General features: G+C 61.6%; 10 protein-coding genes. All 10 read right to left on the reverse strand.

Annotation, left to right across the window (positions count from 1 at the left end):
- Positions 1 to 36 precede the first annotated feature (36 nt).
- The 10 genes from HMPREF1219_RS03160 to pyrF all read right to left on the reverse strand — a co-directional run bounded on the left by HMPREF1219_RS03160 (position 37) and on the right by pyrF (position 12,190).
- Positions 37 to 1,497, reverse strand: a complete 1,461-nt coding sequence (locus HMPREF1219_RS03160) for an RsmB/NOP family class I SAM-dependent RNA methyltransferase (RefSeq protein ID WP_040426825.1) — start codon at positions 1,495 to 1,497, stop codon at positions 37 to 39.
- Between the two features lie 532 nt (positions 1,498 to 2,029).
- Positions 2,030 to 2,992, reverse strand: coding sequence for a methionyl-tRNA formyltransferase (fmt, locus tag HMPREF1219_RS03170; protein ID WP_016457574.1), 963 nt, complete (start codon positions 2,990 to 2,992; stop codon positions 2,030 to 2,032).
- Between the two features lie 119 nt (positions 2,993 to 3,111).
- Complete coding sequence (def, locus tag HMPREF1219_RS03175) at positions 3,112 to 3,645, reverse strand: peptide deformylase (RefSeq protein WP_016457575.1); 534 nt, start codon at positions 3,643 to 3,645, stop codon at positions 3,112 to 3,114.
- 304 nt (positions 3,646 to 3,949) lie between these two features.
- Positions 3,950 to 6,682, reverse strand: coding sequence for a primosomal protein N' family DNA-binding protein (locus HMPREF1219_RS03180; protein WP_016457576.1), 2,733 nt, complete (start codon positions 6,680 to 6,682; stop codon positions 3,950 to 3,952).
- Positions 6,683 to 6,688: 6 nt separating this feature from the next.
- The gene (gene metK, locus HMPREF1219_RS03185; protein WP_016457577.1) at positions 6,689 to 7,894 is read right to left on the reverse strand and encodes a methionine adenosyltransferase; all 1,206 of its coding nucleotides are present in this window, start codon (positions 7,892 to 7,894) and stop codon (positions 6,689 to 6,691) included.
- A 122-nt stretch (positions 7,895 to 8,016) separates the two neighbouring features.
- Complete coding sequence (coaBC, locus tag HMPREF1219_RS03190) at positions 8,017 to 9,291, reverse strand: bifunctional phosphopantothenoylcysteine decarboxylase/phosphopantothenate--cysteine ligase CoaBC (RefSeq protein WP_016457578.1); 1,275 nt, start codon at positions 9,289 to 9,291, stop codon at positions 8,017 to 8,019.
- Positions 9,292 to 9,757: 466 nt separating this feature from the next.
- Positions 9,758 to 10,036: a DNA-directed RNA polymerase subunit omega gene (rpoZ, locus tag HMPREF1219_RS03195; RefSeq protein ID WP_016457579.1), complete on the reverse strand. Its 279-nt coding sequence runs from the start codon at positions 10,034 to 10,036 to the stop codon at positions 9,758 to 9,760.
- Between the two features lie 177 nt (positions 10,037 to 10,213).
- Entirely contained in the window at positions 10,214 to 10,783 is a 570-nt protein-coding gene (gene gmk, locus HMPREF1219_RS03200; RefSeq protein ID WP_016457580.1) for a guanylate kinase, read from the reverse strand.
- A gap of 9 nt (positions 10,784 to 10,792) precedes the next feature.
- A complete protein-coding gene (gene mihF, locus HMPREF1219_RS03205; RefSeq protein ID WP_016457581.1) occupies positions 10,793 to 11,116 on the reverse strand; it encodes an integration host factor, actinobacterial type in 324 nt (107 codons plus the stop codon).
- 264 nt (positions 11,117 to 11,380) lie between these two features.
- Complete coding sequence (gene pyrF / locus HMPREF1219_RS03210) at positions 11,381 to 12,190, reverse strand: orotidine-5'-phosphate decarboxylase (protein ID WP_016457582.1); 810 nt, start codon at positions 12,188 to 12,190, stop codon at positions 11,381 to 11,383.
- Between the last annotated feature and the right edge of the window lie 826 nt (positions 12,191 to 13,016).

The following is a 13,016-nucleotide window of genomic DNA, read 5'->3' on the forward strand; positions in this document are numbered from 1 at the left end:
TACTAGCCACAACACGCTGCTTCCCGGAACAGGTCATTACCCCTGCTTACGCAGCACCGCAAAGAACATCGAGTCGGTGCCGTGGCGGTAGGTCCACATCTGCACGGACTTCTCCGTTCCCACATTCGTCATGGGTGCGACGAGGGGGTGCGCATCAAGCTCCTCCACGGGAAGGTTAGCTAGCGCCTTATCAACGATCGCCCGTGTCTCCCGCAGATCCGGCGAGCACGTCGAGTACACGATGATTCCGCCGGCCTTCGCCCTCTCCACCCCGGCAGCCAGGAGCTCGTACTGCAGCTGCGTAAGCCCCTCGATGTCAGCCTCGTCCTTGGTCCACCGGGATTCCTGGCGGCGCCGAAGCGAGCCAAGGCCGGAACACGGGGCGTCGACAAGCACCCGATCAAACCCCGAACCAACCTCGACGGTGCGCCCGTCACCGACAACAACCGTGACAGGCAGCCCTTCGGTTGCCGAGCGGATGAGGTCGGCGCGATGGGGCGCAACCTCCACCGCCGTCACTTCTGCCTCATCGATTGCAGCTAAGGAACCGATCATTGTGGCCTTCCCACCGGGCCCGGCACATAGGTCGAGCCAGCGACCCTGGTCATCGTCCACCGGGGCGGTGACAAGCACACGGCCGATGAGCTGCGAGCCCTCATCTTGCACAAAGGCAAGCCGTTCGCGGACCGGTTCGATGTGCGCAGGGTTACCACCGTCGAGGTATACCGCGTAGGGCGAGTACTTCCCCACTTCACCGCCGGTGATGAGGGCAAGCTCGTCCGCGGAGATCTCCCCCGGTTTGGCTGCAAGGTGCACGATGGGGCGCTGGGAGTCGGCCTCCAACGCCTTCCTTAGCTCGGCAAATTCCCTTTCGTGCTTACTGTCATCGTGAGACGCCTCCGCAGCGGTGGCTGCTTCAGTCCCTGCCGGGTCAGTGTCAGCTGCGGAATCTACGTCGACCTCCGATGCAGCATCAGCGGCGATGGTGTCAACGGAAAGAGCAGCTGCGGAAGTGACGCTATCGACCTCGTTTGCAGCGACTGGCGCGCCGCTTGGAGATTCCAGCGTGGCCTCGTAGCTGCGGGCAATCCACTCGGGATGTCCGCTCTCAAAGGCGATGGCACCGATCTCGGAGTCAGGTGCCAGGCTCGCCACCCATTCTTCGCGGGACTTCTTTTGAATCTGGCGCAAAATGGCGTTGACAAAACCCTTGACCTTCTGCGGCACGAGGCGCACCGATGTATCCACGGCGGCATGGTCCTCCACACGGGTGTAGAGCAGCTGGTAGGCGCCCATGCGCAGTGCGTTGAGTACGATGGGGTCGAGTTTGCCCAGTTCACGGGAAGAGCACGTGCCGATAATCTCGTCGAGCACGCCAACCAAGCGCATGGTGCCGTAGCCAATCTCGGTGGCAAAAGCAGCGTCCCTCCCGGTTAGTCCTGCCTCTGTGATTTCGCGCGGCAGGGCGATGTTGCCAAACGCGCCGTCGTTGAACACTGCTCCAATCGCTGAGAGTGCTGTCAGCCGTGGCAGGTCGACCTGTGGGGCCTCATTTCGGTGGTTGTCCTCGCGTGAACGGCCACCTCGCTGGTTGTTCCGACGGTCGAAGCCGCCTCCCTTGCCACGGCCAGTGTTACGAAACCCACCGCCGGTGCGGTCACCGCGGCTGCCCCGTTCGGAGCGGTCGCCACGACGCGTGCGGTTCTCCCCCTGGCCCGTGTGGCGATCCCAGGAGTCCCGGCTATCTCGCGACGCGCGCTGGTGCCCACCGCCAACGCTGATGCGCCGCTGTGCCGAGCTGTCCCCACCATCACTTCGTGCTCCGTGAGCGGGACGATCGCCTGCTTCCCGCGAGGTTCGTTCCGCGCCGTAGTTTCGCTCCCGACGGTCGCCGCGCTGCCTCTCATCCCGTCGGTCGCCGGCACCCTCGCGGGGCGCGTCGTGACGATTGCCGCGGTTGGTTTCCGGGGTGGGATCACCCTTGGAACTGCGAGACCTAAATCCACCACTCATAGCGTTATTATCCGTTCTACTTCCACACAATGCCGTCGTGATCATGGATGCCCCTGCCCCAGGCGGCGGCGTCCATCATTTTCTTCCCCGGTGCCTGCACCGTTGACAGGCGCACGGGAACCGTGCCGGTCCCCACAAAGACGTCGTTCTTGTCAATCCGTACTTCCCCGGGCCCGAGCTTGACCTCAGAAGCAAGCGGCAGCGAGGAGTTGGGCAGCGTGCTGCACGGAAGCGGGGTCACCGGTCCCAGCTTGACCTTGTCCTCGTTCCACAGCGTCCACGCACCCGGAGCCGGAGTGAATGCACGGATGCGCTGGTCAATCACCCGCGCGTCACCCGTCCAATCCACCTGTGCGGCTTGCTTCGTCAGCTTGTGCGCGTAGGATGCGTCCCCCTTCTGCTCCTTGGAGGTGATGTCCCCGGCTTCGAGCTTGTCCAGGGTCTCAACCAGGAGATCCGCCCCGGCGTAGGCCAGACGGGTGAGCAAATCATCCGCTGTATCAGAATCCTTGATCGGGGTGGTGAGCGTGGACAGGATGGGGCCGGTATCGAGGCCTTCGTCGATCCGGAAAATCGTCGCCCCCGTCTCCTTGTCACCCGCTGCGATGGCGGCCTGGACTGGCGAGGCGCCACGCCACCGGGGAAGAAGCGAGTAGTGGACATTGATAAAACCGTAGAGGGGGATAGTGAGCAGCTCACGGGGGATGAGGTTACCGTAGGCGATGACGGGCATGCAGTCGGGAGCGAGCTCAGCGAGCAGCTCGGCGAATTCCTCGTTGCCGCGCAGGGTCTCCGGCTTGTACACCGTCAGGCCGTGCTTGTCGGCGCACGCCGCAACAGGCGAGGGATGGAGGGTGCATCCCCTCCCCCTGCGGGCATCGGGCCTCGTCACTACGCCGATCACCTCGTGATCGGAAGCGATGAGACGCTCCAATGTTGCCACTGCGGGCTCGGGGGTTCCTGCGAACAGAATCCTCATTTCGCGCTTTCCTCTTTTCTTCCTCGATGGCTCAGGTGGCCTACATCCTTACACGTCGGCGTTGGCACCTCGAGCCACCGTTCCACGCGTCAGGCTTTATTCCTTTGACCAGGGCGGACCTAGTTATTGTTCATGAACCACTCGGAGTTGCGGATTTCCCGCATCGCCTCCTTGCGGCGTTCCCGGGTCAGGCGCTTGATAAACAGCACACCGTCCAGGTGATCCGTTTCGTGCTGGATGCAGCGGGCGAGCAGGCCCTTTGCTTCAAAGTCCACCTTATCGCCATTTTCGTCGAAGCCGGTGACGCGAACGAACTGGTAACGTTCCGTGTCCGCGTACACGTCGGGGATGGAGAGGCAGCCTTCCTGCCCGAGCTGCTTTTCGTCCCCGATGGCCTCCCACACGGGGTTGACGATAGCGCCGCGCTTGTACTCTCGGTTCGGGTCGGGGTCTTCATCGTTGACTGGGCAGTCGTACACGAAAACTCTCTGGAGAACGCCTACTTGGTTGGCTGCGAGTCCCACGCCTCCTGCGGAATCCATGGTCTCCAGCATGTCTTCAATCAAGGCTTTGGTAGAGGCTGTGACCTCCTCTACTGGCTGTGCTTCCGAGACAAGCACGGGATCGCCCATGAGCCGTATTTTCCTCAGCATTCGTCCTCTACTCTCTTCTTGTTCCGTCCTGGCACGTACATCGCGTGTGCACGTGACCGGTACCACGGCGTGTGACCGCACTAGCATTAGTTTCCGTTGAAGTGTACCCGTGCCACCATACACCGAGCATGTGCGCAGTCCATCCTATTACGAGACGGGGAATTGGCAGCTATCCGGTGAGCACAGTGGCGCGACTGTCCCCCGCATCTCTGCTCTTTTATGTGCCTCGGCGTTCCTGGAGCGCTGTTTTGGACTTGTCGACGCCCCGGTGTTCCCTTTCCCTGCCGTCTCACGGTCCGTTCCGCTAGCCGATGTGGAGGGGATCCACTTGGATCCGCATCCTCGTGCGGTTGGCCATCGCTGCATTGAGGGCCCGGGCCTTGCGCAGCGCACCGCCCAGCTCAGCACGCGGGCCGAGCGCGCTGCGGATGAGGACACGCTGGGGAACGCCCCACTGGGCGGTGTCGTACTCGGCGGGCATCCGCACCCCCACTGGTAGGTCGACGGGCCCCAGAATCTCCGCTCCGGGAGGAAGCTCGACGTGGTCGAGGAACTCGGAGATGGTATCCATCGGCCCGTCGATGGCTGCCATATGCACCGTCGGGGGAAACCGTACCTCTGACCGCGAGGCCAGCTCGTGGTACGCCGCACCAGGCATGTTCCACTGAAGGAAATACCTCACCACGGCGAGCGTCGGCTCCGCCATGACTACTACATGCCCGTCCGCGCGCACCCGTGAGGCAGTCTCTGCCCATTGCGTCAACGCCTCCTCGTGGGCGCGCAGGTCCGCCCGGGACAACACCGCCCACGTGTCCAGGATGATGGCGGCCCCGAAACCGTCCTCCGCACGTGGCTCCGCACCCGGGGTGGCAACAACGATGCGGGGTTCGGAATCGACCGTGTCGATGATGTGGTCGCTGGACGAGCTCACTACTGGCACGTTGATGAACGCCCGGCCAAGCTCTTCCGCTGTCCGGTCACTGCCCCGCACCACGGCGCGCAACCGCGTCGAACCGCACTCCAGGCAGTGGTGATTCGCCGCGGGCCTGCCACACCACCCGCAGTACGGAGGGGCAATGGCATCTGCCTGGTTGAGACGAAGCGGGCCGTTGCAATACCGGCACCGCGCCGGCGCGCGGCAGTCCTGGCAGGCGAGCGTGGGAATGTAGCCGGCACGCGGTACGGAAACGAGGACAGGCAGGTGTTTACCCAGGGCCTCGCGGACCACGCTGAACGCCCGCGACGGAATGCGCGCGTAGGCGGCGTGCGGATCGTGCGTGTAGGCGAGGCTCGACTCCCCCACGGCTGAGATCCTGGGACGCTTTTGCTCAAGAACCGGTTGCGGGGCTTCGAGCGGGTGCATCCACCTGGTCTCTACAAACAGCTCGACCTCAGCCGTGCGGGTGAAGCCACCGATGACGAGCGCCGCTCCTTCGATAGTCGAGCGCGTTGTGAGCACCTCGCGAGCGTGGCAATAGGGTGCCCGAGGATCGACGAGGGAATCGTCCGAGTCAAACATGCAGACGATGAGGCTGAGGTTTTCCACCGGTGCGTACGCCGCGGAGCGGGTGCCTACGACGATGCGGGATTGCCCGGACAGGATGGAAAGAAACCTGCGGTACCGGGCCTGGTGGCCGAGTGAGGCTTCCAGCGTGGTGCACTGCTTGGCGGCCACGAATGCACGCAGTTCGGTTTCCACCCGGGCGACGTCTCGGGCATCGGGCACGACGATGAGAACTCCGCCGCCGTCGATGGCGACCTTTGCTGCCAGGGCTGCTATAAGCTCCTCCCACTTTTCGCCGGGCAGGAGTTGCCAAGCTGCCCGCGGCACAGCGGCTGCTCGCTCGCTGGAAGCAGCAGCAGCGCCTGGATCAGCATCCTCCTCGACGCGGTTCCCGTCCGCCTCACGACGGGGACGGTCCCTGTCCGCCTCACGACGGTCCCCGACCCCCTCGGGACGGTCCCTGTCCGCCTCACGACGGTCCCCGACCTCTAGCGATTCTGGTCCCGCCTGTGCGGCGGGTGTTCTCGTCTGAACGGCAGTGATATCTTCCTGATTCGCGGGGACGTTGGGCTCTCTTTCGTCCGTGTCGGCGGGCTTACTCCCCTGACCTGCCCATGCTTGCTCCCCGTGGCTGAAGGACTCAGCAAAGTCACCAGTGGTCGTCTTGGTCTGGTGCTCGGCGAGGATGCTTGTGGTCTCCGTCTCCCACGGCTCCTTGGGTGGCGCGGGCACTGCGGAGTTCAACGGTGCGTGCTGTTTGTGTTTCCAGGAATCGGGGGCGCGACGCTTACCGGACTTGGACTTCTTACGCTTTCCTTCCGACGCAGGAATCCGCGCCGTGGCGCTCGCGGCGGTATCCTGTTGCACCAGGCTGAGTACGGGGCGGCCGTGCTTCCCGTCCGTCGTCTCGGCCGCCTGCCCATCGTCTTCGGCCCCCGTTGTGGTGGCCTCATTATCTTCGCCTCGCGGTTTGGCCACGCGCTGGCGCTGCAGCGACTCGTCGCGCGACATGGTGAGCCACGTGCGGATCTCCGCGGACCGGGCCGCGGGGCGAACCCGGGAGAGTACAGCGTCCACAAACGACGGGCCGTACCTGTAGCTTGTCCATCCGGAGAGATCCGGCTCGGTCACGGCGCCCAAATCTTCCCACGGGGCCGAGAAATCCGCCTTCTCTGCGCCCGCGTGGCGGTTGGGAATCGCCTGGCGCACGATATCTGACCGAATTCCCGCGTAGCGATCAGCAAGCATTTCCACTGCCTGAGCGATGGCGGGCGTGAGCACCGGCGCCGGGGAGATCACCCGGTCGATAAAGCTCAACCGACCACCATGCGAGCTCGTCGAAGATCGGCCGTACACGATGGCGTCGACAAGCCTCCCAGAAAAGCGAACCCGGACCCGACAGCCGACGAGTACCAAAGAATTGAAAGCCTCCGGAACGTAGTAATCAAAAAGCCTGTCCAGGTGCGGAAGCCCTAGCAACGGCAAAACCCGCGCCACCGGCTGTTGAGAGGCGGGGACGCGGGCTACTGGCATGGTTAGCTATGTTAGCAGGGCCGTGCGAAGTTCATCGACCTTATTCGTGTGCTCCCACGGAAGGTCAATATCCGTGCGACCGAAGTGGCCGTACGCCGCGGTCTGCGCGTAAATCGGGCGGAGCAGATCGAGGTCCCGGATAATCGCGGCGGGGCGCAGGTCGAACACCTTGGACACAGCGCCCTGGATGAGGTCGTTGGTCAACCCGTGCTTGGCGGTGCCAAAGGTCTCCACGTACAAACCCACCGGGTGCGCGCGACCGATAGCGTAGGCAACCTGCACCTCGACGCGGTCGGCGAGGTCGGCCGCCACGATGTTCTTAGCCACCCAGCGCATGGCGTAGGCACCCGAGCGGTCTACCTTGGACGGATCCTTGCCGGAGAACGCGCCACCGCCGTGGCGGGCCATGCCACCGTAGGTATCGACGATGATCTTACGCCCGGTCAGCCCGGCATCCCCCATCGGACCACCGACGGTGAACGAACCCGAGGGGTTGATGAGTACCGTCAGCTCGTCGGTGATGAGGTTCTCTAGGTTCATCTCCGCGATGACAGGCTTAATCACGTGCTCACGCATCTGATCGGCGAGCCACTCCTGGGTGATCTCCGGGTCATGCTGGGTGGAGATAACCACGGTGTCGAGGTACTTGGGGGTCGCCCCGTCCTCCTCGTAGGCGAACGTCACCTGGGTCTTGCCGTCCGGGCGCAGGTGCGGGACGATGCCCGCCTTGCGCACCAACGTCAGCCGCCGCGCGAGGCGGTGTGCCAGGGCGATGGGCAGTGGCATGAGCTCCGGGGTCTCGTTGGTGGCGTAGCCAAACATGAGCCCCTGATCGCCCGCGCCGCTCTGGTCAAGGTCATCCTCGACGACGCCGGAACGGGCCTCGTGGGAGGTATCGACGCCGTCGCCGATCTCCTTCGACTGCTCACCGATAGCCACTGTGACACCGCAGGTGGTCCCGTCGAAGCCGACCTCGGAGGAGGTAAAGCCGATCTCCTTGAGCTTCTCGCGCACCAGCTGCGGGATCTCGACGTATCCCTCGGTGCGAACCTCTCCCACGACGTGCACCAGGCCTGTAGTAACTACGGTCTCCACGGCGACACGGGAATGAGAGTCCTCGCGAAGCATCGCATCAAGGATCGTATCGGAGATGGCATCACAAATCTTGTCCGGATGCCCCTCCGTTACTGACTCACTGGTAAAAAGTCTCACCTGTTACTCGTTTCTTCCTTCGGCGGATATATTCTCAAAGGTTTTCGATAATGTTCATTCTGTGCCCGCGAACTCCCGCAGCCGCTGACACAATAACCAACCATTAAATTAGACCAAGCGGTCTAGACTTGCAAGTGGCGTGGCACGAGCTGCGCAACAGCGTCGAGAATCTCCCCCGCCACCACGTACTTCGAGGCGGCCGGGAGCTCCTGATAGGTGCCGTCCTTGGCGATGAGCCAGCCACCGTTGGAATCCGCGCCAAAGGTTTTGTCCCGTCCAACCTCATTACACATGAGGAAATCGCACCCCTTGCGCTTCGCCTTTGCCAGCCCGTGTTCCAGCGGCGTGTGGCTTTCATCCCCGGTTTCCGCAGCAAACCCCACCATGATCTGGTGATCGTGGTGCGCCACCAGCTCCTTTAGAATGTCTGGGTTTTCCACCATGGAGAGGGTCTGCAACGATTCCTCACCCTTCGAGCCCTTTTTCACCTTGGTATCGGACTCGTTCGCGGGGCGATAATCTGCAACCGCGGCCGCCATGATGACTACGTCCATGCCGGGCAGGTACTCTTCCATCGCCTCTTTCAACTGGTGCGCTGAGCGTACGTGAACCATGGTTGCCGTGAGCGGATCCGGGAGTTCATCGGTTGCTGCAGCAACGACCGTGACCTGTGCGCCCCGTTGGGCCGCGATCTCTGCGAGGGCGAAGCCCTGTTTACCAGACGATCTATTGCCAATGAACCGCACCGGATCGAGATCCTCACGCGTCCCCCCGGCGCTGACAAGGAGCCGAATTCCTGCCAGGTTTCGATGGAACGTCACGCCATCGAGACGGGCAAGTGCAAGATCGACGATCTGCCGTGGATCTGGGAGACGGCCAGCTCCCGAATCTGGACCGGTGAGCCTACCGATGGCGGGCTCGATGACGCATAGGCCATCCTCGCGTAACAAAGATATGTTGCGCTGGACGGCCTCGTTTTTCCACATCTCCGTGTGCATTGCAGGCGCCACCACCACGGGGCAGGTTGCTACCAAGCACGTCGCCGTGAGGAGATCATCCGCGCGGCCGTGGGCGAGGCGGGAGATGAAGTCAGCCGTCGCCGGGACGATCACAACGAGGTCTGCGTCTTGCCCCAGTTCTACGTGGCGGACCTCGTCGACGTGCTCAAACACACTCGTCGTCACCGGGTTGCCACTGAGAGCCTCAAACGTGGCTGAGCCCACGAAGTGTAGGGCGTTCGGAGTTGGCACAACTGTGACATCGGCGCCACGCTTTGTAAAATCCCTAATCACCTGGCACGCCTTGTACGCGGCAATGCCACCGGTGACCCCGACGACAATTTTCTTCCGCGTGGAATCTCCTCGTGACTCCGTACGCTCAGTGGCAGAAGACGGCACAGAAAAACCTTTCGATCTTGAGCGAAAAGCGCTCCGGCGATGTTCTACGGCATCGCCGGGCCTATCTCGCTCAGCGGGGTGAGCTTCCCGGCCTCCGGTCCGCTCACGTGATATACCTAGAATACTGTTTCGACCCCGTCGGGGTTGGCTTTGCCCGCCTGCCCACGTCCACCGCGGCATGCACAGGCAGGTAGCACACCACAACGCTGGTCCAGTCCACCGCAAACGAGTAGCGACAGTCCGGATTCGCCAGGAAACTACGCACTGCCACCGTCAGTGGCCCAGTGGTCGGGAGCGCACCCCGTAACGGTGTGACCGCTACTTCCAACATTCGGGGCACCAGGCTCGCAGTTTGCTCCCCCGTCGCACATGTCGACCCCGTGTACCAGCCCGTACACTACTGCGCCCAACGAAAAACCCACTGCACCAGTGCAGTGGGTTTTACCAAACCGGGTCAGCGACGAAGTTAGCCTTCCTCGTGATCCAAAAGACCCTGGTTAATCTCGCGGAGCGCGATGGAGAGAGGCTTCTCACCCTTCTCCGGGGGCACGAGCGGCCCGACGTACTCGAAGACGCTTTCACCCTTCTCCCGGTTGTAGCTGTTGATCTGCCGTGCGCGCTTCGCTGCGAAAATAGCAAGAGCGTACTTGGAAGAAACCTTCTCCAAGAGCTCGTCAATAGGCGGATCCGTGATTCCGGTTGGCGGATCGAAAACTGTCTTGTTCTCTTCTTTATCAGTCACCACGTAATCTCCACAATTCCTTTAGCTGTTATTCACCGACGGATACCCGACGTGGTACCTCGGCTGACTGGACTGATCGCGTGCAATTACATATGCCGCGATCAGCGTCCATGTCGCCATCGTTGCCATTGTAGTGCATCACGTGCACTTACCCAAAGTGACTCGGACGGCAGTTTGCCCTTATCCGAGGAGGATGTCCGCCAATTCGGACACTGCCTCTTCGACATCCCTGTTTACTACCACGATGTCAAACTCATCTTGAGCAGCCAATTCGGTGCGTGCGGTCTCGAGACGTCGCTGCACGACATCGTCGGTTTCCGTGCCACGCCCCTTGAGACGTTCAACCAGGTCGTCCCAGCTCGGCGGAGCAAGAAACACATGGGTCGCATCCGGGGTTGACTGGCGAATGGAGCGCGCCCCTGCCAGGTCGACCTCTACGAGCACCGGCCGTCCCGCGTTAACCGCGTTGACGACGGGTTGCCTCGGGGTCCCCGAACGCTGAAGGCCACCGTGAATATCCGCCCACTCGAGCATTTCACCGTTGTCTATGTGTTCCTGGAATTCTTCAGGGGTAACAAAAAAGTAATCCCGACCATTCACTTCCCCCGGACGTGGCGAACGCGTCGTCATCGAGACGGAAAAGTAAAGGTTGGGAACTACTTCACGGAGACGACTGACTACGGTGGACTTTCCCACCGCCGAGGGGCCGGCTAGAACAACGAGTCGCCCCTGACGATTCTGGTCAGTCATGAAAGAGTATTACTCCTCGCCGTATCCGAAACGGTCGAGAAGCGCGCGGCGCTGACGCTCACCAAGACCACGAAGGCGACGGGTCTGAGCGATCTCAAGCTCCTCCATGATCTCGCGTGCCTTCACTTTGCCAACCTTCGGCATTGCCTCGAGCAGTGCGGAGACCTTGGTCTTGCCGACGATCTCGTCAGAACCGGCCTTGTCCAGCACCTCCTTGAGGGTGATCTTGCCGCGCTTAAGGTTTTCCTTCATCGTTGCACGAGCTTTACGGGCCTCAGCGGCCTTGGCGAGGGCTGCCTTGCGCTGTTCATCCGTCAACTTGGGAAGGGCCATGAGGAGTTCCTCCAAATCTCAAAAGTTTTTCTCGGTAAATACTATGAGCAAGTCTATACCCTCAGGGTATAAACCAACCGTGTTTGCCATAGCCTACCACGTAAATTTCGAAGCGGTCCACGAAACCACATGTGGTTGACCTGCGAAGGGCTGTCGAAACTGCAATGAAGTTTACCACCTTTTCGCGGGCACAAGGCGCAAGTGTACAGGCACAACGCAAAAGCACCACGAATAACCCCGCCAAAAAGGCGCTGCAGCACGAGCTCAGGAGAGACTTCCTGCCAGGGAATCACACTCTTTTTGCAGTTCAGCAACGTTGGGACCATGGGAAAGCAGTGCTCGCGAAATATTCGGGAAAGCTCTGTCCACGTTGCCTCGCATGAGCCGGTTCACATCCTCCACTGTTGCTCCCTGAGCACCAACTCCTGGTAGCAGGACCGGTCCGGTGAAAGCACCGATATTCGCGTCGAGGGTGACCGTTGCACCGAAGACCACACCGAAGCTACCTAGATCCTCGCCCGCAAAGTGCTTCTTGTTCAAAGCGTCGACTCTCCCAATGACATCCTCAGCAAGCGTGACGCCATCGCTGGTCACGCAACCTTGCACAGTGGAGGCCTCCGGGTTCGACGTAGCACCGAGAACGAAGACACCCTTGCCATTCTCAGCTGCGAGGTCGAAAGCTGGCGTCAGGGAGCCCACTCCCAGGTACGGGCTCAGGGTGACTGCGTCTACCTCGAGCGGCGCGCCCTGGCCGAGCCACGCGCGTGAATAGGCAGCCATAGTGGAGCCGATATCGCCACGTTTTGCGTCTGCGAGAACGAGGGTCCCGGCCTCCCGGAGTCGGCCTATCGTCTCCTCGAGAATACTGAACCCGCGTGCCCCCTCCGCTTCATAGAATGCCACCTGCGGTTTGACCATGGCCACCCGTCCAGCGAATGCTTCCACACAAATCTGCGAGAATTCCCGCAAGTCTACGCCCCATTCTTCCAGCAGATACGGGTGCGGATCAATCCCCACGCAGAGCCTATTAGTGCGCTGCGATACTTCCATTAGGTGCTTACCAAAACTATCCATTTAACAATTCCACTTTTCTTTTCAAGATTCTTCTAGCTTTACAGTGGCTGGCGTGCGCGCAGCCTGTCAGTGTGTCTTCACGAAACTCTCGTGTTAGGCAACATCGTAGATTCTTTGGTTCTACTCCGGAGATTCTTATTCCCTGGTGCTCCTCCCCCGTTCGAGCACAATAAAACGGTTACCTACCTCGATCGCATTGTCGGCCGCGGCGCTTATCTGCTGGTATGGGGCGCTCTCCGTGGACAAGCCACTACCTGTCGCGTCACCGGCGGAATTCTCGTCACAGTTTCCGCACGCGGGGTTTGCCACTCAGTGTGTGGCCTTCCTGGCCAGCCGTGCGTGCGGCCGCCACCGTCACTTTCTACCACCCCTGGTGCTTCAGGTGCCACGGTGATTACGTGGGTCACCATACGTGAACTGTCGCATGCCTTTGGCTTGTCGGTTGCCTTCGCTTGCCTTTTTCCCGTCACTCGCACCCAGTTTGGATGTGGAACAGCCAGGTTTCCACTATGCCTAAGCTCCCGGGTGCGGGAGCTAGCCACGTACCCAGTTACAAGCTCCTCAGATGACGAGGCCACGGAAGCATGTTGGCGTTGAAAATGCGGAGGAGCTTGGGCTACAGGCGTGCCTGGGGCGCGGATACATCGGGGTACCCAGGGACCGAAATATTCCCAGTCGCCGAGCCCACACGTGCACTCTCCGTTCCGCAAGATTCTAAGCTGCTGTGGCTGGCGGCAGCCTAGGCCACCTATCAGGCCGCCGGGCGACATCCGGATAGCGTCCCGGGCATGAGCAACGGCGTCGGCTGCTTGCCCTGCGGGGGTTT

It is taken from the genome of Corynebacterium pyruviciproducens ATCC BAA-1742 (assembly GCF_000411375.1).
Lineage (GTDB): Bacteria > Actinomycetota > Actinomycetes > Mycobacteriales > Mycobacteriaceae > Corynebacterium > Corynebacterium pyruviciproducens.

Coding starts and splice junctions, on each gene's coding strand:
- def (WP_016457575.1), bottom strand. CDS start 3,645: ATGCTGAGGAAAATACGGCTCATGGGCGATCCCGTGCTTGTCTCGGAA.
- pyrF (WP_016457582.1), bottom strand. CDS start 12,190: ATGGATAGTTTTGGTAAGCACCTAATGGAAGTATCGCAGCGCACTAAT.
- gmk (WP_016457580.1), bottom strand. CDS start 10,783: ATGACTGACCAGAATCGTCAGGGGCGACTCGTTGTTCTAGCCGGCCCC.
- mihF (WP_016457581.1), bottom strand. CDS start 11,116: ATGGCCCTTCCCAAGTTGACGGATGAACAGCGCAAGGCAGCCCTCGCC.
- fmt (WP_016457574.1), bottom strand. CDS start 2,992: ATGAGGATTCTGTTCGCAGGAACCCCCGAGCCCGCAGTGGCAACATTG.
- HMPREF1219_RS03180 (WP_016457576.1), bottom strand. CDS start 6,682: ATGCCAGTAGCCCGCGTCCCCGCCTCTCAACAGCCGGTGGCGCGGGTT.